The following is a 21,577-nucleotide window of genomic DNA, read 5'->3' as shown; positions in this document are numbered from 1 at the left end:
TATAATCGTTTGTCAAAATTTGTCACAAAGCTTTTTCTGCTGCACGAGTGCGTGGGAAAGGGCGGTAAATTATAATGCTGGTGCCTATCCCTTTCATTTAACAGAATACTGTTTAAGTTATTGAAGAATGACTAAAAATTTTAAGCTTTCTCTTTTTGGCCTGTTGTTGCTGTCAACCCATGCTGTGATGTTGCCTCAGGCTGTGGCGAAAGCGCCGACGTATTCCGCCGGCACTGCGCATCAGGAAATTGCTTCCGGTAGCGCTATGGTGGTGGATCTGCGCGATAACCATATCCTTTATTCCAGTAATCCTGATGTGGTAGTACCGATTGCTTCGGTGACGAAACTGATGACGGCGCTGGTGGTGCTGGATGCCAATCAACCGCTGGATGAAATCATCTCTGTCGATATCAGCCAGACGAAAGAAATGAAAGGGGTCTACTCGCGCGTTCGTCTAAACAGTGAGATCAGCCGCCGCGACATGTTGCTACTGGCGCTGATGTCATCTGAAAACCGCGCGGCGGCCAGTCTGGCGCACCACTATCCGGGCGGCTATCAGGCGTTTATCCGCGCGATGAATGCCAAAGCCCGTGCGTTGGGTATGGCCCACACGCGCTATGTGGAGCCGACTGGGCTGTCTATCAATAATGTCTCGACTGCCCGCGATCTCACCAAACTCCTGATTGCCAGCAAGCAGTATCCGCTGCTGGGTCAGCTTAGCACCACTCAGGAGAAAACGGCGACGTTCTCCCACCCGGCGTACAGCCAGCCGTTCAGAAACACGAATCATCTGGTCTATAAAGAGGACTGGAGCATTCAGCTTACTAAAACGGGCTTCACGAATCAGGCGGGGCACTGTCTGGTGATGCGTACGGTTATTAATCAGCGGCCTGTTGCGCTGGTGGTGTTGGATGCCTTCGGGAAATATACGCACTTTGCGGATGCTAACCGCCTGCGTAAGTGGATTGAAACCGGTAAGGTCAGCGAGGTGCCAGCCGCCGCGTTGAGCTATAAGAAACAAAAATCACTGGCTTCCCGCCAACCGCAGAGTATGGCGAACATCGAAATCGAATAACAGGTTCCCCCTTCCCAATGCTGTGGGAGGGGGACGTTTTGACGGTGGTCAAACAGGTTATCGCCTGCGGTGCCGCTAGGCGCGAGCGCGAAAATCTTCTATCACTTCACCCGCTTTTTTCACTTCATCATCATGCTCAGCTTCACGCCAGGTTTCTGCTAATGCATCCTCTAGCCAACGCTGCATGGCGGGCTGCGCTAACAGATGATCGCAATAGGCAGTGGCTTCCGGCGAAACGGTAAGTTGATAGGTTTTGATGCGGAAGACAACTGGCGCAAAAAAGGCATCCACGGCCGAAAATTGTTCTCCTGCCAGAAACGGTCCGCCAAAGCGCGTCAGCCCTTCCTGCCACAGTTCGCAGATGCGGTTAATGTCGTTGCTGAGGGCTGGTGATATTTCGTTCATTTTAACGCGCACGCCGCAGCTCATGGAGCAGATGTTACGCAGTGCGGTAAAGCCAGAATGCATTTCGGCAGCAGCACAGCGTGCCCAGGCGCGGGTTTTGGCATCGGCAGGCCAGACGCCGGGGTGCTTTTCAGCCAGATATTCGGTAATCGCCAACGAATCCCAGACGGTGGTCTCGCCATCGATCAGGCAGGGGACTTTTGCCGTCGGCGAAAAAGCCTTAAATGCCGGTTGTGACATCCCCGGCGCAAAAGCGACCAGTTTCTCTTCGAAAGGAATCGACAGTACTTTCAACAGCACCCACGGACGCAGTGACCAGGACGAATAGTTTTTATTGGCGATATACAACTGATACATGTCTGATGCTCCTTGTGTTAACGAAGCCTTAGGATTAGCACGAAAGGTGGGATAAATCATCCTCCTCTCCGTGGCTTATCTATCGGTTTTGCGCATCGCTATCAGGATGATGATGCAAACGGAAGGTAGGGAATGTGAATTATGCGTATCGTTTAGCATTATTCTTGCAGTTTTTAGTAAATGAAACCCCAATAAATGCACTATATTACGCGCTGTGCATTTGAGTGCGTCGGTGCGGCAACCACTATCGGGAAGCCTTATTTGCTTAAGGCAGGAGAAGGTGTTTTTCGCCTTGTCAGAGAAGGGATGTGACCGTCGGAATCTTCAACCTGTCTTGTGCTTCAGCGCTCTGTTCAGACTCTGACGCCTGGATTGACTGGGTCTTTATAACGAATGAAATGGCTTACTTCACTGACTATAGCAATTGGACTTGCCTGTAATCCGGCATTTGCGCAGGAGTTGACGTCTGCGCCGACATCAATATCGCCTTCACATCAACAACGTGATGCGTTTGTCACGGATCTGCTGAAGAAAATGACGCTGGAAGAGAAAATCGGCCAGCTCCGATTAATCAGCGTCGGGACGGATAACCCGAAAGAAGCCATTCGGGAAATGATCAGAAACGGCCAGGTTGGCGCGATTTTTAATACGGTGACCCGCCCGGATATTCGTGCGATGCAAGATCAGGTCATGCAGCTCAGCCGCCTGAAGATTCCACTGTTTTTTGCCTACGATGTGGTACACGGCCAGCGCACTATTTTTCCTATCGCACTGGGGCTGGCCTCTAGCTGGGATATGGATGCGATTGCGAAAAGCGCACGCGTAGCAGCTTACGAGGCGACGGAAGACGGTCTGAACATGACCTGGGCGCCGATGGTGGATATCACCCGCGATCCGCGCTGGGGCCGCGTTTCAGAAGGCTTCGGTGAAGACACTTGGCTGACCAGCAAAATTGCTGGTGTGGTAGTCAAGTCCTTTCAGGGCGATGACGTAACCGGACGCCACTCGCTGATGACCAGCGTAAAACACTACGCACTCTACGGTGCGGTGGAAGGGGGACGCGATTATAACACCGTGGACATGAGCCCTCAGCGCATGTTCCAGGACTATATGCCGCCTTACAAAGCGGCGATTGACGCGGGCAGCAGCGGCGTGATGGTCGCGTTGAATTCAATCAACGGTACACCAGCCACCTCAAATAGCTGGTTGCTGAAAGAGGTTCTGCGCGATCAGTGGAATTTCAAAGGCATCACTATTACCGATCACGGCGCGATTAAAGAGCTGATTAAGCACGGCGTGGCCAGCGATCCGCGTGATGCATCGCGTCTGGCGGTTAAATCCGGTATCGGCATGAGCATGAGCGACGAGTATTTCGTGCGCTATCTGCCTGAGCTGGTGAAAAGCGGGGCGGTGAGCGTGCAGGAGATTGACGATGCCAGCCGTCAGGTGCTGAATGTGAAATACGATATGGGGCTGTTTGAAGATCCGTATCGTCATTTGGGGCCAGTCGGTTCCGATCCGGTAGATACTAACGCGGAAAGTCGCTTACACCGTCTGGACGCGCGTGACGTGGCGCGTAAGAGTCTGGTGCTGTTGAAAAACCGCCTGCAAACGCTGCCGTTGAAGAAAGAAGGCACGATTGCCGTGGTGGGGCCATTGGCTGACAGCCAGCGCGATACGATGGGTAGCTGGTCTGCCGCAGGCGTCACGAAACAGACGATTACCGTTTATCAGGGCCTGAAAAATGCCGTCGGCGATAAAGCCACGATTCTTTATGCTAAAGGTGCCAACGTCAGTAATCACAAAGGCATTATCGATTTCCTGAATCAGTATGAAGATGCCGTTCAGGTGGATAAACGTCCTCCGCAGGTGATGATCGATGAAGCCGTAGCCGCAGCGAAAAAGGCGGATGTCGTCGTCGCGGTTGTTGGCGAAGCGGCCGGGATGGCGCATGAAGCGTCCAGCCGTTCGAACATCGACCTGCCGCAAGGCCAGCGTGACCTGATTGCCGCGCTGAAAGCCACGGGTAAACCGCTGGTTCTGGTGCTGATGAACGGACGCCCTCTGGCGCTAGTGCGTGAAGATCAGCAAGCCGATGCGTTACTGGAAACCTGGTTTAGCGGTACGGAAGGCGGCAATGCGATCGCCGATGTGCTGTTTGGCGACTATAACCCATCTGGCAAGCTGCCGATGTCCTTCCCACGCTCCGTCGGCCAGATCCCGATTTATTACAATCACCTGCCGTCAGGTCGTCCTTACACGCCGGAAAATCCAGGCAAATATACCTCTCACTACTACGATGAAGCTAATGGGCCGCTCTATCCGTTTGGTTACGGCCTGAGCTACACCACGTTTAGCGTGTCAGACGTGCGTTTGTCGAGCCAGACGATGAAGCGTGACGGGACGATCAACGCCAGCGTAACGGTGAAAAACACCGGTAGCCGCGCAGGGGAAACGGTCGTACAGCTGTATCTCCATGACGTGGTGGCTTCCATCAGCCGTCCGCTGAAAGAGCTGCGTGGCTTTGAGAAAGTGATGCTACAGCCGGGAGAATCCCGTACGGTCACCTTCACGCTCGATCAGGACGCACTGAAGTTCTACAATGCCCGCATGCAGCAGGTGGTGGAACCCGGTAAATTCGACGTGATGATTGGTCTGGATTCACAGCGTGTGAAGAGCGACAGCTTCACCCTGCTATAATGATGTTTGTCTCGCCGTCGAAAACGTCGGCGGCGAGACGCGTTGTGATGATCGTAATACAGTGTAATCGTCGGAGAATCAGGTATTGCAGGAGAAAGGTATGCCGTTGACTGAAGTGGTGCTGGTTGATGAAAATGACAGGCCAACGGGCGTAATGGAAAAGCAAGAAGCGCATGTAAAAGGAGCATTACATCGTGCGATTACCGTCTATATTTTCAACTCTCGCCAGCAGTTGTTATTGCAGCAGCGGGCAGAGGGGAAATATCACAGCGGCGGTTTATGGAGTAATACCTGCTGTAGCCACCCTGCGCCCGGTGAAGAGACGTTGCAGGCAGCACATCGCCGCTTGTATGAAGAAATGGGGCTACGCTGTGCGCTGACGCCGATGTTCACGCTGACCTATCGTTTGCCGCTGGATAACGGGCTGATTGAGCATGAACTGGGGCATGTGTATTTTGGCGTGACGGACGACGTTCCGCAGATGAATCCCGATGAAGTGTCGAGCTATGAATATCAGTCGATAGACGAGATTGCACAGCGGATGGCGACGACACCTGAACAGTTTACGGCCTGGTTTCAACTGACCTTCGCGCGTATCCCTGATTATTGGCAGACGTTTCAGTCTGAGCAATCGCATGAGTCAAAACAATTGCATGAGTCAAAACAATCACGTTAGCGTAAACATTCACGTAACGTAAACAACCACGTTAGCCTGGACAAGCGCGTTAATTGCCTCGTTTCCATGCTGCACCGTTCGTGCATTCGTGCCGTAGAAATTGGGGGAGTGCTGCGGGCCGAAAGCCTCAGCCCGAGTGCACGATAATAATGTAACCCACCAGCATCATGCCGGAAATGCCTCCTAAGGCAAGCAGGGCAAAGAGACCGATAATACCGATTTTTTGAAGAGTCATCAGGTTGTCCTTTTGTTAATTGCCCCGAATTATAAAGCCTTCCGTCCATGAAACAAGGTCGAAGCGCCCCCCGTTTTTTAAATACACCACATTACCGAAATATCTATTAGCGAAATAACAATTACCGAAATAACAACAGCAGACCGAAAAACATCAGAATGACGCCGGCTCCGCGCTCAATCGGGTTAAGCCAGCGGGTTAAATGCTGTTGAATCAGCGGACGAGCGATCAGCGCGGCGATCAGCAAATCCCACACCAGAACGACAGAAAACATCCAGCTACCGCTGACGACTTGCTGCGTAGGTGTCACATGTTGCCCAAGAATACTGGTCATCAGGCTGATGTAGAACAGCATATTTTTGGGGTTTAACAGCGCTGAACCAAGCCCCAGCAGGATTTGTTTACGCAACGTCGGGCAACGATCGGACTGCTGTTCCGCCTGTAGCGATAGCACAGAGCGACTTTTCACTAACTGATAGCCAACCCAGAGCAGATAAGCCGCCCCGGCTAATTCGATGAGGATAAACAGCGTGGGCGAATGTTGAATACCTGCCCAGCCGATCGCTGCCAGCAGAATGTAAATGCCGTTGCCCAGTGCGATGCCCAGACAAATTCCCGCACTGCCGCGCAGTCGGTAGCGAATGGCGTAGGCCGTCAGCAGAAAGAAGTCCGGGCCTGGGCTCAGTAGCGCCACAAAATGCGCCAGCGCCAGAGCAGGAAAGTGGGTGGGAAAGAGAGATTCGGCGGAAAAAAGGGTATTGATGAACATGCTATTTCTGACCTCGATAAGTAATCGAGGTCAGTCTAGACAAGGTGTTCGGCTATTTATTGTCAAATATTGATCGCGCGTACTGACCCGGTGTCGCAGCAGTGTATTGCACAAACGTTTTGTGAAAGTGGCTTTGATCGCAGAAGCCGCTTTGATAGCTGACATCAACCAGCGGCGTGCCCTGTTTCAGCAGCGATTTGGCATACTCAATGCGGGCATTATTCAGGAAGGCCATCGGTGTAATGCCGGTATCGTGACGAAACTGTCGCACGATGGTTTCACGTCGCAGGTTTAACTCCTCTGCCAGCGTTTCCAGCGAGGGTGATTCTTGCAAATTATTCAGCAGACGCTCGCGTACGTGGCGCGTCGTGGTTTGCGAAGCATGACGGGGTAAGGCGGGCAAACAGGACGGCGCAGGCAGGCAATATTGCCGCCAAATCGGCTCCAGCATTGCTCTGAGGTGATGATCTGCCGATGTGATTTCTCCCCGATACAGCAGGGTCACTACGTGCTGATAACGTATAAACAGTGCGGGATCGCGCAGGACAACGCGGCTGCAACGCAAGGTATCCGCTTGATAACCACAGTGAGTCGCAATCTGATCGAGACACCATTCGGTATCCAGATAAAGCATGTGATAACTGCGTGTTTTTCCTGGAAGTGGGTTACAGCTGTGCGGCTGTTGAGGATCGATGAAAATCAGATCGCCAACCTGTAAGTGATGGGTATCGTTGCGATAATGGCAAAGCGTTTCGCCGTGTTCTATCGCCCCAATCGAGAATTGCGCGTGGCTGTGTGTTTTATAGGCGTGGCTGCTATTGCGCGTGCTACGGCTTTCAACATGCGGTAACCGTGGCGAAAACCAGTACGATTGGTTAATGGCGTGGACTGAAGACATAATTTACCGAAGATATAGGTTACCGCTCGCGACACAGGTAGGGTTTACCCTAATCGCTGAGCGGAAGATTGTCGAGATCGGAATTGTCGCGAACGTGATATCGGCTGACGTCGCCGGGCGTCTGTGGGACAATGGCCGTCAGATTACACAGATATAGAGTATGCATGACGCTGTCCCCCGCAATAAAATTGCAGATTGGTCAATGGTATAAGGCCCTGCAAGCGCAAATCCCGGATTTTATTTCCCGCGTTCCCCAGCGACAGATGATTGCCGAAGTGGCGAAAGCGCTAGCGGGCGATTACCCGCGCCATTTGGCTATTGAAGCACCAACCGGCGTCGGGAAAACGCTTTCTTACCTGATTCCGGGTATTGCGGTAGGGCGTGCGGAGGACAAAACGCTGGTGGTCAGCACCGCGAATGTGGCGTTGCAGGATCAGATTTACAGCAAAGATTTGCCACTGTTGCAGAAGTTTATTCCCGAACTGAAATTCACCGCTGCATTTGGCCGTCGTCGTTATATTTGCCCACGTAATCTGGCGATGTTGGCAACCGATCCCGATGCGCAGGGGGATTTACCACTCTTTCTGGACGATGAAGTCATGTCTGCCAGCAAGGAGGAAAAACGTACCTGTGTGCGGCTTGAAAAAGCGCTGCAAGGTCATGCTTGGGATGGGCTGCGCGATCATTATAAGGATTCAATTGACGATAGCCTGTGGCAGAAATTGTGTACGGACAAAGCGAACTGTCTCGCACAAAACTGCCATTATTACCGCGAGTGCCCGTTCTTTATCGCACGGCGTGAGATCGAACAGGCCGATGTTGTCGTCACCAACCATGCGTTGGTGATGGCGGCGATGGAAAGCGAATCGGTACTTCCTCCCCCTAAAAATCTCCTGTTGGTGCTCGACGAAGGGCACCACATTCCCGACGTTGCCCGCGATACGCTGGAGATGTCTGGCGATATTCATCCGGCTTATATGATGGCGCAACTGGAACAGTTGGTGCAGCTTGTCGGCCAGTGCATGGCGCAATTTGCCCCTAAGTCACCGCCGCGACTCGCTAACAGCGAGCGGTTAACCAGCCACTGTGAGGAGATCCGCGAGTGCGTGCTGTCTTTCTCGCAAATGTGCGGGTTGTTTCTTCCGCATGACGGGCAGGAAACCGAATACCGTTTTGCGATGGGCAAAATGCCGGATGAAATGCGTGAACTCTGCGTGCGGTTGTCCAAACTGACCGACACGCTGCGTGCGCTGGCAGAGTATATGCTTAACGATCTCAGCGAGAAAACCGGCAAACATGACGTGGTGCGGGTCTATCAGGCACTGCTGAAAATGAGCCGCCAACAGGGTTATCTTGAGTCAATGAGCAAGCTGTGGCGGCTGGCGGCGATGGAGAAATCGTCGAACGCGCCGGTTTCCAAATGGATCACGCGGGAAATGCGCGATAACCAGCCGCATCTTCACCTGCACTGTGCGGGGATTCGCGTCTGCGATCAGCTTGAAAGGCTACTGTGGGGGAAGGTGTCGCACGTCGTGATGACTTCGGCAACGCTGCGCTCGTTGAACAGTTTTGCGCGTATACAGGAGCTTTCTGGTCTGAGCGAGCAGGAGGGGGACACCTTTATCGCGCTGGATTCGCCGTTCAACCACCGTGAGCAGGGGCGTCTGGTGATTCCCAAAATGCGTTATGAACCGCTGATGGAGTCAGAGGCGCAGCATATTGCTGAAATGGCAAAATTTTTCCGGGCAGAGTTAAAACAGGATAAGCATAAAGGGATGCTGATGCTGTTTGCCAGCCAGCGTGCCATGCAACTCTTTCTGACGCAGGTGACCGATTTACGCCTGATGCTGCTGGTTCAGGGAGATAAGCCGCGTTACAGGTTGGTCGAGCTACATCGTCAGCGGGTACAGGAAGGCCAGACCAGCGTGTTGATTGGCTTACAGTCCTTTGCGGAAGGGTTGGATCTGAAAGGGGATCTTCTTTCTCAAGTGCATATCCATAAAATTGCGTTCCCGCCCATCGACAGCCCCGTGATTCTGACGGAAGGCGAATGGTTAAAAAGTCTCAAACGGCATCCGTTTATCGTACAAAGTTTGCCCAGCGCCTCGTTTAATCTCATCCAACAGGTTGGACGCCTTATTCGTAGCCATGACTGCTTTGGTGAAATCGTCATTTACGATCGTCGTTTGCTGACCAAAGGCTATGGCGCACAGCTACTGGCGGCGCTGCCCGTTTTCCCGATCGAACAGCGGGATATGCCATAGCAAATTCCTATATATTCGTTTGCAGAATAAAGGGGTAATTAATCCCTATTTAGCGCTATATTTTTTTATTCTTATTTGTTAGATTTGTCTCGGAACAGCAAGGATGCCGTTAATACGTGTGACAAAGTGTGTCATTACGCAGTGCGGTTTTTATCAACCAAGGACAGGTATCATGATGAGAATTAACGCAGTGAATAAAATTTCCTTCCTTTTCAAAAACGAATGCTGTCTGGCATCCGTTTCTCTTGCTGTTCATATCAATACCAATAATAAAAACTAGTCACCGTGACTTTATTATTTATCATTTGATAATAACGAAAATAATTGACGTTTTTTCTTAATTATTTCCTTATAGAGATAGTTTTTATTTATATGCGTTTTTTGGATATAAATATTTTTAGTGAGCGTTATCTAGCCAGGAGACGATTAGACTGCGGCTATGCGCGGTACATGCAATACCTCGATTGCATGAAGGGATTTAGGATTCTGATCATCCCGATCAGACTTATGGAGAAGAAAAGATGGCTTTACGAGATGAAGATAAGGATACCGCTGAATCGGCATTGCATGCAGCGGGTACGGGATATAGTGATGTGTACGATCTGTATAATTACCACTCCCGTGGCGATGGACAGTTAAATGGCAAACCCTCGTTCACAAGCGATCTGGCAGCCAAGGAAATTGTCCGCGACGGCCTGACCTGGAATGGCACGAACGTATTCGGTAAATCTGCTAATTTGACCTATTCGTTCTTGCAGAACGTGCGGTCTATCCCTTCTGGCGATCAGGGCTTTGTGAAATTCAGCGCAGCTCAGGAACAACAAGCTAAACTGTCTCTGCAATCCTGGTCAGATGTCGCTAATATCACGTTTACTCAGGTTAGCCCTACCCAAAAAGCTACCATCACGTTTGGTAACTACACCCGTGATTCAAGCGGTCGGATGGACTACGATACTCAGGCTTACGCTTATATGCCGGGTAACCACTCGGCAGCGGGCAGCGCCTGGTTTAACTACAACTCCGACACGGTGCGTAACCCAGCAACGGAATACGGCAAGCAGACGCTGACGCATGAAATCGGTCATGCGCTGGGCCTGAATCACCCAGGGTCTTACAATGCGGGCGAAGGCAACCCGACCTACCGCGATGTGACCTACGCGGAAGATACTCGCCAGTTCAGCCTGATGAGCTACTGGAGTGAGCAAAACACCGGAGGCGATTTCCAGGGGCACTATGCTGCGGGTCCGCTGATTGATGACATCACGGCAATCCAATATCTGTACGGTGCAAACATGAACACGCGTACCGGTGACACGGTATACGGTTTCAACTCCAATACCGGCCGTGATTTCTATACCACCACCAGCAATAGCCAAAAACTGATTTTCTCCGTTTGGGATGCAGGTGGTAACGATACATTTGATTTCTCTGGTTACAGAAACGATCAGCGGATCAACCTGAATGAAGGCGGATTCTCTGATGTTGGCGGCCTGAAAGGTAACGTGTCCATCGCCCACGGTGTCACGATCGAAAACGCCATTGGCGGCTCCGGCAACGATATTATTATCGGCAATGACGCGAATAATATTCTGAACGGTGGTGCAGGCGACGACGTCATTTACGGCGGCGGCGGTGCTGATACGCTGACGGGCGGTGCGGGCAAAGATATTTTTGTCTATGCCAGCGCGAGTGACTCTTCCTATAAGAACGGCTATGACACTATCACGGATTTCCAACGCGGCATCGACAAAATCGATCTGTCAGCATTGAATCAAAAAGGTGATTTGCAGTTTGTCGATTCCTTCACCGGACGTGGCAATGAAGCACTGCTTAACTGGGATGCAGGTAGCAATACCACCGATTTGTGGCTGAATTTTGCGGGTCAGACCACGCCAGACTTTGTTGTGCATATTGTTGGTCAGCCTTCTGTGGCAACCGATTTTATCGTGTGATGTAGCAAGGACGGGGTGATCCCCGTCCTTTTCTGTTATCGACTTGGGGCCACTATGAAAAAGTTAATCATCGCGGCGCTGTTAAGTGCAATAAGCGGGGGATGTATGGCGAGTAGTTTGAAGTTGCCTTCAGCAAGTGAGCTAAGCGGCGTATGGCAATTGCGTGGCGGGGAACAGCAGTGCGAGGTTGTGCTGCACAATACGCCGTTAGCGGATAACACCTGGCGTTTTGAGGGTGATGCGCCATGTTTAAAAGCGCTGCTGCCGGATGTGCCTGCGGGATGGCGGCCGACGCCGGACGGTATCACGCTGACGAAAGAACAGGGCCAGTCCGTGGCGTTCTTTAGCAAGGAAAAAGAGGGCTATACGCTGATATTGCCTGATGGCAGTGCACGTACGTTGCATAAACAGCCCTGACAGGAGAGGCAAACGCAGTGAGTCAACTAGCAAATAAGGAACGTTCGTTGTTGAGTATACTGCGTCCTTTCCGGCGCAGCTTTTGGAGCATTGGGATTTTCAGCGCCATCGTTAATTTACTGATGCTGTCGCCTTCGATTTATATGCTGCAGGTTTACGATCGCGTATTGGCTTCGGGGAATGGCACCACGTTGCTGATGCTCACCCTGCTGATTGCCGGTCTGGGGATATTCATGGCGGCACTCGAATGGGTGCGAAGCCTGGTTGTCGTGAGACTTGGCACTCGTATAGACCTACAGCTGAATCAACAGGTTTTCAACGCCGCGTTTGAGCGCAACCTGGAGGCCGGTGAGGCCAAAGCGGGTCAGGCGCTGAACGATCTCACGCTATTACGGCAGTTTATTACGGGCAACTCATTGTTTGCCTTCTTCGATATTCCCTGGTTTCCCTTCTTTTTACTGGTGCTGTTCCTGATCCATCCGGTGCTCGGCCTTCTGGCGCTGGGGGGAACGGTGGTGCTGGTGCTGCTGGCATGGCTGAATCAGTATCTCACCACGTCGCCTTTGGAAGAGGCAAACCATGAAGCGCTACAGGCAACCCATCTTGCAGATACGCAATTGCGTAATGCAGAAGTCATTGAATCAATGGGGATGCTGCCTAATTTACGCCGCCGTTGGCTAGGGCAACACTACCGTTTTATTACGTTGCAAAATCTGGCAAGTGAACGTGCCGCGGTTGTCGGGGCCGCATCAAAACATGCGCGTATTTTTCTGCAATCGCTGATGCTCGGCGTGGGGGCCATGTTAGCGATTAAGGGCGAAATTACGCCGGGGATGATGATTGCGGGGTCAATTCTTGTCGGGCGCGTGTTGAGCCCTATCGATCAGTTTATCGGTATTTGGAAGCCGCTGAGCAGTGCACGGCAGGCCTGGTATCGACTCAGCCGTATCATGACGGCTTATCCGCCCAAGGCGGAGGCGATGGCGCTGCCTGCACCCGTTGGCCAGCTCAGCGTCGAGAATGTGTTATTGCAGACGCCGCAAGGGGCATCAAGATTGCAGGATATCCATTTCTCGCTTCAGGCGGGAGAAACGCTGGCGGTTCTGGGGGCATCGGGTTCAGGGAAATCTACGCTGGCACGTCTGCTGGTTGCGACGCAAGCACCGACGCGTGGCAAGGTTCGACTGGATGGGGCCGATCTTAGTCAGGTAGATAAAACGGCATTTGGCCCGGCAATGGGCTACCTGCCACAGGATGTGCAGCTCTTTAAAGGCACGCTGGCGGAGAATATTTCCCGCTTTGGCGAGCATGACGCGGAAAAAATTGTCGCAGCGGCGAAGCTGGCTGGCGTCCACGAAATGATTCTTAGCCAACCGCAGGGATATGACACGACTCTTGGCGCTGACGGCAACGGGCTGTCGGGCGGACAGCGGCAGCGTATCGCTCTGGCGCGTGCGGTGTATGGCGATCCCTGCCTGCTGGTACTCGATGAGCCCAATTCCAGTCTCGATAACGAAGGTGAAATGGCACTGGCGCAGGCGATCTCGCATCTTCAGAAGCGGGGTGCGACGGTGGTTCTGATTACGCATCGTCCTGCATTAACCACGCTGGCGCATAAAATTCTGGTGCTCAATCAGGGTAAGCAACAGCGCTTTGGGCCAGCGCGCGACATTCTGAACGAATTGCAGCCGCGTCGTGCCGCCAATCAAGCACAAATGACACCTGCTGCCGCTGTCCAGCAGTAACAGGGAATGACGAATACAGGGAAAGACATGTCCGCATCAGAAATAAGTGAAGAGAGTATGAACCAGACGGCGCGGTGCGATGAAAAACGTGCAGTGCGTCTGGGGTGGTTGCTGGTGCTCGCTGGGTTCGGCGGTTTTCTTCTGTGGGCGCTGTTTGCACCGCTGGACAAGGGCGTCATGGTTAATGGCAGCGTTGTGATTTCCGGTAACCGCAAAGTTGTGCAACACAATCAGGGCGGTATCGTCGATAAAATCCAGGTGAAAGACGGCGACAGGGTTGAAGCCGGTCAGATTCTGCTCACGCTGAATGAGGTCGATGCGCGTTCGGCGAGTGAAGGGCTGGATGGTCAGTATTTACAACTGGTGGCGCGTGAAGGTCGGCTGCTTGCTGAGCAGCAGCGCCTGGGTGACATGGTGATGACACCTCGCCTGCAACCGCTAGCGGAAAAGCCGGAGATGCGCGTGATTACGGCATTACAGCGTGATTTACTGCACAGCCGTCAGCAGTCGCTCAAGCTTGAAGCGGAAGGAATGCGCTCAAGTATCGCGGGGATGGAGGCGTCACTCAGCGCCCAGCGTCAGGTGATGTCCAGTAAGCAGAAACAGCGGGAGACGCTGGAACAACAGCTGCAAGGGCTGCGTTCACTGGCGGCGGAAAATTATGTGCCGCGCAACAAAATGCTGGAGAACGAACGTCTGCTGGCGCAGCTTAACGGCGATATCGCCCAGTTGGCGGGGGATATTAATCGTACCCGTCGTGATATTGAACAACAAACGCTGCTGATTGCCCAGCGTCAGCAGGAATACGACAAAGAAGTGAACAGCGAGCTGGCCGAGGTGCGGGCGCTGCTGAGCGATGTGGGCAGCAAGAAGGAAAAAGCCGATTTCAATCTGGCGAATATCCAGATGCGCGCGCCGGTTTCGGGTACGGTGGTCGGGCTGAAAGTGTTTACGGAAGGCGGTGTGATTGCGCCGGGTCAGACACTTCTGGAGATCGTACCGGACGATCAGCCTTTATTCGTGGATGCGCGTCTTCCCGTTGAGCTGGTAGATAAAGTCTGGCCGGGATTACCCGTTGAACTTCAGTTCGTCGCGTTTAATCAAAGCACGACGCCACGCGTGGCGGGAACGGTCGAACTGCTGTCCGCCGACCGCCTGCTGGATGAGCGGGACGGCTCACCCTATTACAGCCTACGCGTTCAGGTGGATGAGGCTGGGAAACGTGCGCTGGAGGGGCTGGAAATCAAGCCAGGTATGCCGGTGCAAGGATTTGTTCGTACCGGAGAGCGGTCGTTTGTCAATTATCTATTTAAGCCTTTAATGGATCGCCTGCATCTGGCATTAACGGAAGAGTAATCATGCAAAGGATCGCGATAATCGTGCTGTTTGGGCTGTTTTCTTCAGGTGCCAACGCATTAGGGCTGCTTGATGCGTGGGAGTTGGCGCTACGTAATGACGCGCAGTTTCGCGCGGCGGGGTTTGAGCATGCCGCGGGTCAGGAAGAGGAGACGATCGGGCGTGCCAATCTGCTTCCTAATCTCCAGTATGGCTATAGTGCTAACCGTAGCCATTCCAAAGTCACTCAAACGGATAGCTTCACGGGTAACACATTAAAACGCGATTATGACAGCTACACGTCAACGCTGTCACTGCGCCAGCCGCTGCTGGACTATGCGGCCTGGGCACGTTATCAACAGGGTGTTGCCCGCACCTTGATGGCCGATCAGCGTTTTCGCGATCGCAGTCAGGATTTGATGGTGCGGTTATATAAAGCCTGGAGCAGCGCGCTGCTGGCGCAGGAAAAACTGCAATTGCTGGATGCGGAGCAGCGGGCGTATCAGGAACAGCTGGCGCTGAATAAACGCCTGCTGTTGGCGGGCGAAGGCACGTTAACGGATGTACGCGAAACGGAAGCGCGTTTTACGCTGATCGAAGCGCAGCGGATTGAGCAACAGGACAACGTGGATGCTGCGATCACCGATCTGGAAAATATGACGGGGACGGTGCTGGATATCACGACGCTGTATCCTCTGGCGCTCACTCAACCGCCGTCTGCGGAGTCAAGTAAGCAGACACTGGCACAGTGGCGCGATCTTGCCGTGCAGCACAATGCCAAACTGGCGACGCAGCGTGAGGGGCTGGCGGTCAGCCGCTATGAAGTCGAACGCAGCCGCGCCGGGCATTTACCTACGCTGTCGCTGGTGGCATCGTCGCGCAATAGTCGTTCGGAAAGTGAATATAACTACAATCAGAAATACGACACGCAGAGCGTCGGTTTGCAGCTGAATGTCCCACTTTACTCTGGTGGTTCCGTCTCGGCATCAATGCGACAGGCCGCAGCGGAATATCAGCAAAGTCAGGCGGAGCTGGACGATCAAACCAAGCAAACGCTGGCGGAATTGAAAAAGTACTACAATCTGTACAATAACGGGTCGGCGAAAATTAAGGCTTGGCAAATGACGGCCTCATCTGCCCAAGAAGCCGTTAATGCCACACGGCTGAGTGTTGCCGGGGGAGAACGTATCAATCTGGATATTTTGCTGGCCGAGCAGGATTGGTATAACGCTCGACGAGAGCTGGCGGAAGCGAAATACAGCTGGCTTCAGGCATGGCTATTACTGCGCTATACCGCAGGTACGCTGAACGAGAAAGATATTCTGGAACTGGCGGCCTGGTTTCAGCCTGCAACAGCGTCATTAGCCAACAACAAGATCAGCAGAAACTAAAACAGATGATAAAAATCATATACGGATAATCAGTTATGATTTTTATCAGCAGGAAGTCTAGGTATGGGCAATGTGAAGGATGAAGACTAGAAAGGGATGACGAATAGAAATGGTTCGATTCTGTGGGATCTTGCGCCTTAGTAATACTTAAACTCCTTTAAAATCATCAAACCCCTTCATTTTGCATAATGGCCTCCATTCTTATCAGGAGGCTTTATCGTGAAAAAAATCAAAAAACCGCGTCTTACTGGCTGGATTGTGACATCCGCTTTTCTCTTTGCTGTTATCGGGCTGATTTCACCGCAACAGCTTCCCGTCACCGTCTATAAACTCTCGCTTATTTCACTCGCTGCGGTATTAGGCTATTGGCTGGATCGCTCGCTGTTTCCTAAAGCACGTCCTGGTCTGTTCCTCGAACAAGGTGATGAACCTGTACCGCGTGGACGTTTCCCGGTTCGGGACGGTCACCACACCGTATTTGCCGCCGCGATGTTACGACGTGCGCTGATTGTGTCAGCCGTTTGCATCGGCGTAGCGATGGGGTTGTGATATGCGACACCTCCTCATCACGCTGTTTGTTAGCCCGCTGCTTTTTAGCGCGACGGTCTGTGCCGACACGATCCCTCGTGCTGCGCAGGCGTACCGCAGTGATGTGATCCGCAGCGCACGGTTGGATTGGGGCATGAATGCCCCGATTGCTGACTTTGCGGCGCAGTTGCATCAGGAAAGCGGCTGGAATCCTCGGGCCGTTTCACCCGTCGGTGCGCAAGGGCTGGCGCAGTTTATGCCGACCACCGCCGACTGGTTTAGCGGTATCGTTCCTGAACTTCGCGCTAATCAACCGTTTAATCCTGCCTGGGCTATTCGTGCTCTGACCGGCTACGATCGCTGGCTGTGGACGCGAATCAGCGCCAGCAACGACTGCGAACGTATGGCAATGACCTTGTCGTCCTACAACGGCGGGCTTGGCTGGTTACAGCGTGATAAACAGCGCGCGAAGATCGCCGAGAAGGACATACTCCGCTGGTTCGATCATGTGGAAACCGTCAATGCCGGGCGCAGTGCCGCCAACTGGCGTGAAAACCGCCATTATCCCGACCGCATTTTGCATCAGCTGGCGCCACGGTATTTGAGCTGGGGGAGGGCGAGCTGTGTGGAATAGTCTGTTTCTCAATAGCCTGAAATCCTTTCTTTCACCACGCGTGGTCGCGGTCCTGCTTGTCGTGATGTTGTTACTCGTGGTCTATCTGACCGGTCGTAATCAGGGTTATCAACTGGCGCAAGCACTGGGGGATGCTGCGCTGGCGAAACAGCAGGCGGCATTCAACTTGCTACAGCAGCAGCAGGCCGAAACCCAGAACCAGCTACTACGTGTGGCGGCGGAGCAATACCAGCAACAGGTAGAGCGTGGGAATCAACTCGAACAGCGCTATGTCGCAGCGCGTCAAAAACTGTCGGCGGATAACGCCGCGCTACAACGGAAAATTGACCATGTTACTCAGCAATATATTGACGAAAAAGGCAAAGTTCAGCCTGTGCAGTGCGTGTTTACTCGTGGCTTCGTGCAGCACTACAACGCCGCTTTCGGTCTGTCCGCCAACAGTGCTTCAGACATTACCGCCGCTGCCCGCCGCACTGGCGCAGCGTCCGGTGCCAGCGCAACCGCTGACGCCGAATTACAACGTTCAGGCGTCTCCCAGCGCGATATTCTCGCCAACATCAGCGACAACGGAGAGCGCTATCAAGCACTGAGTGCGCAGGTTAACGCGCTGCTGGATTACATAGAAACGTTACAACAGGCAGGGGAGGTAACACGTGAAGATTGAAGTGGAATTCTGGTCGTTGGTCGGCCTGTTGTTGTCGTTTATGAGCTTCCTGTTTGCCGCTGGGCGGATTTTGCTCACGCAGATTGAAAAGCGGCTGAACGAGCGTTTCGCCGCCCTTGAGAATGCTCGCCAGAAGAGCGAGCAGGGATGGACGCGGCTGGAGCGTGAGTTTCTGGAATTCCGCGCCGATTTACCGCTGGTTTATGTACGACGTGAGGATTACATCCGTGGTCAGACGGTCATCGAAGCCAAACTGGATGCGCTTTATAACAAGCTGGAATTGGTGCAGCAGCGGTATTCGGGAGGCAATCATGGCTGATACGCAGCGTATCCGACAGGAATCGATGCGTTGGCACTTGCTCATCGCATTAAATAAAACGCGGCCTTACACCGCGAATGAAATGTTCCTGCTAGCGCTGATGCAGCGGCTGTATGCCGATGCTTCAGAGCCGGAGCTGCGTCATGCACTGGATTATCTGGCCGATCGCAAGATGGCGGTATTGACCAAGGAGGTGGGCGGTGTCTGGCTGGCGAATCTCACCCGCCTTGGCATAGATGTCGTGGAATATGCGGTTGATTGTATGGTTGGCATCGCCCGGCCGGAAAAATATTGGGATCGGTAATCCCATTGCATTGCTTTCACTTCTGTCTTTACGCGTTATCAGTGTCGTCATCTTCCTTTGCGCCAGCACGATTGTGCTGGCGTTTTTTTATCGAAATAATTTTTATTTTTCAGCGTATTAACCGTATTTTTTCAAATAAATCACGTCGCTGTTTTTTCTAAAACAGATTAAAAGCCGCAGCCAACCCTTATCCGGATACTAGCGCCATCAACACGATGTGCCACCAAAACAGTGTGCCATCAACACAGTGGGTGAACGGATATGAATACCAGACCAATTATCGATGCGGTGATAGCCCGCCTCCAACAGCACTTACCGGCACGGCGGATTGTGTCCTGTCCAGAAAACATTCTGATCGGGCCAGACCTTCTGACTGCTGGCGATGTGCTGGTGGGGTATCGCGGTTCCGAATTTTCCGCACCGGAAGATGCGGATTCTCCGGTTCAGACGCAGCGGCCACAGCTGATGGTTGCCGTGCTGTTACCGGAGCTGGATGGCGAAGACGGCGTACTGGCCACACTCGATACCGTCCGTCAGGCGCTGGGAGGATACCGACTGCCTGACTGTCATCGCGGTATTCGGCTAGTACGTGACCGTTACGTTGGTCACACCGAAGGACGCTGGCATTACGCCATCGATTGCACCACAGAAACCCTTTTTATCGAAGACCGCGAGCAGACGGATGGTCCGCTGCTTACCACGGTTAATTATGAGGAGAAAGACGCATGAAATACCGCTATACCGGCCCCGCCAGCGGCGTCACGCTGGCAGATGGTCAGGAAATTCTGCTTTGGCCCGCTCAGGTGACTGAACTGCCAGCAGATCATGAGTACGTGAAAACGCTGATCGCGCTGGGCTATTTGCTGCCTGTCGCGGATCAGGTTCTGGCTGATAGCGCAACGGAGGTGACCCTTGGCCGCTAATTATTTACATGGTGTAGAAACAATTGAAGTTGAAACCGGTGCTCGTCCGGTGAAAACCGTCAAATCTGCGGTGATTGGGCTTATTGGTACGGCGCCGCAGGGTGCGGTAAATGACATTACGCTGTGCCTGTCCGAAAAAGACGCAGCACAGTTTGGTAGCCAGTTCGGCGGCTATACCATCCCGCAGGCACTGGATGCGATTTACGATCATGGTGCGGGTACGGTTCTGGTCATCAACGTGCTGGATCCGGCGAAACACAAATCGTCTGTGAGCGCAGAAAACGTCACGTTTGACAAAGCGACTGGTACGGCACAACTGGTAAACCGTGTGGTTGCCAAGCTGGTGCTGACAGCGGCAGAAGGCGGTCAGCCGTTTATCGAAGGTCAGGACTATACGCTGGATGCGCAAACCGGCGTCCTGAAAAATCTGGGTAAAAATATTGATGTTGCTGCCGTAGTTAGCGCGTCTTATGACTTTGCTGATGTCACGAAAGTGACTGCCGCCGACATCATCGGCAGCATCAACGCCGCGGGCAAACGCACCGGTATGAAGCTGCTGAACGATACCTACAACCTGTACGGCTTCTTTGCCAAGATTCTGATTTCGCCGGTGTTCTGTACGCAAAATAGCGTAACGACCGAGCTGATCTCGCTGGCTGACAAACTGGGCGCGATTGCCTATATCGATGCGCCAATCGGTACCACGTTTGCGCAGGCGCTGAGCGGTCGTGGCCCAGAAGGCACGATCAACTTCAACACCAGCTCTGAACGCGCTCGTCTGTGCTATCCGCACGTAAAAGTGTACGACGCGGAAACCAACAGCGAACGTCTGGAGCCGCTGTCGGCGCGTGCCGCTGGCCTGCGTGCCAAAGTTGATCTGGAGAAAGGTTTCTGGTGGTCGTCATCCAATCAGGAAATCAAAGGGATCACCGGCGTAGAGCGCCAGCTGTCCGCGATGATCGACGATCCGCAGAGTGAAGTGAACCTGCTGAACGAGCAGGGCATCAGCACCATTTTCAACAGCTATGGTTCTGGCCTGCGCCTGTGGGGCAATCGCACCGCTGCCTGGCCGACCGTGACGCACATGAAAAACTTCGAAAACGTGCGTCGTACTGGCGATGTGATTAACGAATCCATCCGCTATTTCAGCCAGCAGTACATCGACATGCCGATCAATCAGGCGCTGATCGATGCGCTGGTGGAATCCGTCAACGCCTACGGCCGCAAGCTGATCGGTGACGGCGCACTGCTGGGCTTCAAGTGCTGGTTCGATGCTGCGCGTAACGAGCAAACCGAACTGGCGGCAGGACACCTGTTGCTTAACTACAAATTCACTCCGCCGCCGCCGCTTGAGCGTCTGACCTTTGAGACGGAGATCACCTCGGAATACCTGGTAACGCTGGAGGGCACTAACTGATGGCCGGGAAAATTGAAGTAAACCGTATTACCAACGCCAACATCTATATCAACGGCACCAACCTGCTGGGGCGTGCGCAGGAAATCAAACTGCCGGATGTCTCCATGATTATGCAGGAGCACAAGGCGCTGGGCATGGTCGGCAAGATCGAATTGCCTGCGGGCTTCGACAAGCTGGAAGGCGAGATCAAATGGAACTCCTTCTACCGCGAAGCGATGCTGGCGGCGGCGAATCCTTACCAGTCGCTGGCGCTACAGTGCCGCTCCAGCGTGGAACGCTACGGCTCTCAGGGCCGTATCGAAGAAGTGCCGCTGGTGACGTACATGACTATCATGTTCAAAAAGAACCCACTGGGCACGTTCAAACAGCACGAAAACCCGGATTTTAGCAGCGCGTTCAACTGTACCTACATCAAGCAGGTGATGAACGGTGAAGATCTGCTGGAGCTGGATTATATGTCCAACATCTTCATGGTGGGCGGCGTGGATCAACTGAACAGCTACCGCGCCAATATCGGCGGTTAATTGATCTTCCAAGCCCGCCAGTGGGGCGGGCGTTTCTATTAATCA

General features: G+C 53.1%; 22 protein-coding genes. 18 read left to right on the top strand and 4 right to left on the bottom strand.

Annotated features, from left to right (window positions below):
* The first annotated feature begins 127 nt into the window (after positions 1-127).
* Entirely contained in the window at positions 128-1,075 is a 948-nt protein-coding gene (gene pbpG, locus EO763_RS13790; protein ID WP_103157182.1) for a D-alanyl-D-alanine endopeptidase, read from the top strand.
* A 75-nt stretch (positions 1,076-1,150) separates the two neighbouring features.
* On the opposite strand, the gene EO763_RS13785 is transcribed toward pbpG, so the two are convergent.
* Entirely contained in the window at positions 1,151-1,837 is a 687-nt protein-coding gene (locus EO763_RS13785; protein WP_161529285.1) for a glutathione S-transferase family protein, read from the bottom strand.
* 393 nt (positions 1,838-2,230) lie between these two features.
* On the opposite strand from EO763_RS13785, the gene bglX reads away from it, so the two are divergent.
* Positions 2,231-4,537 carry a beta-glucosidase BglX gene (gene bglX, locus EO763_RS13780; RefSeq protein WP_161529284.1) on the top strand — a complete coding sequence of 769 codons (2,307 nt, stop codon included), beginning with the start codon at positions 2,231-2,233 and terminating at the stop codon, positions 4,535-4,537.
* Positions 4,538-4,637: 100 nt separating this feature from the next.
* The gene (gene idi, locus EO763_RS13775; protein ID WP_161529283.1) at positions 4,638-5,213 is read left to right on the top strand and encodes an isopentenyl-diphosphate Delta-isomerase; all 576 of its coding nucleotides are present in this window, start codon (positions 4,638-4,640) and stop codon (positions 5,211-5,213) included.
* Positions 5,214-5,340: 127 nt separating this feature from the next.
* Here the strand turns inward: idi and EO763_RS23625 are convergent, their stop codons facing one another.
* From EO763_RS23625 to EO763_RS13765, 3 genes are all read right to left on the bottom strand, one after another.
* On the bottom strand, positions 5,341-5,448 hold the full coding sequence (locus EO763_RS23625) for a membrane protein (RefSeq protein WP_039493465.1): 108 nt from the start codon (positions 5,446-5,448) through the stop codon (positions 5,341-5,343).
* Between the two features lie 121 nt (positions 5,449-5,569).
* The gene (locus tag EO763_RS13770; protein WP_161529282.1) at positions 5,570-6,217 is read right to left on the bottom strand and encodes a LysE family translocator; all 648 of its coding nucleotides are present in this window, start codon (positions 6,215-6,217) and stop codon (positions 5,570-5,572) included.
* 52 nt (positions 6,218-6,269) lie between these two features.
* Positions 6,270-7,115, bottom strand: a complete 846-nt coding sequence (locus EO763_RS13765; RefSeq protein WP_161529281.1) for a helix-turn-helix domain-containing protein — start codon at positions 7,113-7,115, stop codon at positions 6,270-6,272.
* A gap of 164 nt (positions 7,116-7,279) precedes the next feature.
* On the opposite strand from EO763_RS13765, the gene dinG reads away from it, so the two are divergent.
* From dinG to EO763_RS13690, 15 genes are all read left to right on the top strand, one after another.
* Positions 7,280-9,379 carry an ATP-dependent DNA helicase DinG gene (dinG, locus tag EO763_RS13760; protein ID WP_161529280.1) on the top strand — a complete coding sequence of 700 codons (2,100 nt, stop codon included), beginning with the start codon at positions 7,280-7,282 and terminating at the stop codon, positions 9,377-9,379.
* Positions 9,380-9,900: 521 nt separating this feature from the next.
* A complete protein-coding gene (locus tag EO763_RS13755; protein ID WP_039493473.1) occupies positions 9,901-11,331 on the top strand; it encodes a serralysin family metalloprotease in 1,431 nt (476 codons plus the stop codon).
* Positions 11,332-11,436: 105 nt separating this feature from the next.
* Entirely contained in the window at positions 11,437-11,748 is a 312-nt protein-coding gene (locus EO763_RS13750; protein ID WP_044203704.1) for a protease inhibitor Inh/omp19 family protein, read from the top strand.
* Between the two features lie 17 nt (positions 11,749-11,765).
* Positions 11,766-13,493, top strand: coding sequence for a type I secretion system permease/ATPase (locus EO763_RS13745; protein WP_161529279.1), 1,728 nt, complete (start codon positions 11,766-11,768; stop codon positions 13,491-13,493).
* Positions 13,494-13,520: 27 nt separating this feature from the next.
* On the top strand, positions 13,521-14,849 hold the full coding sequence (locus EO763_RS13740; protein WP_161529278.1) for an HlyD family type I secretion periplasmic adaptor subunit: 1,329 nt from the start codon (positions 13,521-13,523) through the stop codon (positions 14,847-14,849).
* Positions 14,850-14,851: 2 nt separating this feature from the next.
* Positions 14,852-16,219, top strand: a complete 1,368-nt coding sequence (locus tag EO763_RS13735) for a TolC family outer membrane protein (protein ID WP_161529277.1) — start codon at positions 14,852-14,854, stop codon at positions 16,217-16,219.
* A gap of 219 nt (positions 16,220-16,438) precedes the next feature.
* Positions 16,439-16,768 carry a putative holin gene (locus EO763_RS13730; protein WP_010281025.1) on the top strand — a complete coding sequence of 110 codons (330 nt, stop codon included), beginning with the start codon at positions 16,439-16,441 and terminating at the stop codon, positions 16,766-16,768.
* 1 nt (position 16,769) lies between these two features.
* Complete coding sequence (locus tag EO763_RS13725; protein ID WP_161529276.1) at positions 16,770-17,381, top strand: transglycosylase SLT domain-containing protein; 612 nt, start codon at positions 16,770-16,772, stop codon at positions 17,379-17,381.
* The gene (locus EO763_RS13720; protein ID WP_161529275.1) at positions 17,371-18,045 is read left to right on the top strand and encodes a hypothetical protein; all 675 of its coding nucleotides are present in this window, start codon (positions 17,371-17,373) and stop codon (positions 18,043-18,045) included. The genes EO763_RS13725 and EO763_RS13720 overlap by 11 nt, the downstream gene beginning before the upstream one ends.
* Positions 18,035-18,364: a hypothetical protein gene (locus tag EO763_RS13715; protein WP_010294923.1), complete on the top strand. Its 330-nt coding sequence runs from the start codon at positions 18,035-18,037 to the stop codon at positions 18,362-18,364. The genes EO763_RS13720 and EO763_RS13715 overlap by 11 nt, the downstream gene beginning before the upstream one ends.
* Complete coding sequence (locus tag EO763_RS13710) at positions 18,357-18,668, top strand: hypothetical protein (protein WP_103941275.1); 312 nt, start codon at positions 18,357-18,359, stop codon at positions 18,666-18,668. The genes EO763_RS13715 and EO763_RS13710 overlap by 8 nt, the downstream gene beginning before the upstream one ends.
* Before the next feature lie 261 nt (positions 18,669-18,929).
* On the top strand, positions 18,930-19,397 hold the full coding sequence (locus EO763_RS13705) for a Gp37 family protein (protein ID WP_039536940.1): 468 nt from the start codon (positions 18,930-18,932) through the stop codon (positions 19,395-19,397).
* Positions 19,394-19,591 carry a hypothetical protein gene (locus EO763_RS13700; protein WP_010281040.1) on the top strand — a complete coding sequence of 66 codons (198 nt, stop codon included), beginning with the start codon at positions 19,394-19,396 and terminating at the stop codon, positions 19,589-19,591. Before EO763_RS13705 ends, EO763_RS13700 begins: the two co-directional genes overlap by 4 nt.
* Positions 19,581-21,008 carry a phage tail sheath subtilisin-like domain-containing protein gene (locus tag EO763_RS13695; protein ID WP_130633475.1) on the top strand — a complete coding sequence of 476 codons (1,428 nt, stop codon included), beginning with the start codon at positions 19,581-19,583 and terminating at the stop codon, positions 21,006-21,008. Before EO763_RS13700 ends, EO763_RS13695 begins: the two co-directional genes overlap by 11 nt.
* Positions 21,008-21,532, top strand: coding sequence for a phage major tail tube protein (locus EO763_RS13690; protein ID WP_005972713.1), 525 nt, complete (start codon positions 21,008-21,010; stop codon positions 21,530-21,532). The genes EO763_RS13695 and EO763_RS13690 overlap by 1 nt, the downstream gene beginning before the upstream one ends.
* Positions 21,533-21,577 lie beyond the last annotated feature (45 nt).

The organism is Pectobacterium odoriferum (assembly GCF_009931295.1).
In the GTDB taxonomy this organism is placed as follows: domain Bacteria; phylum Pseudomonadota; class Gammaproteobacteria; order Enterobacterales; family Enterobacteriaceae; genus Pectobacterium; species Pectobacterium odoriferum.
The sequence above is the reverse complement of the archived record's forward strand: the minus strand, read 5'-3'. Positions and strand labels throughout refer to the sequence as shown.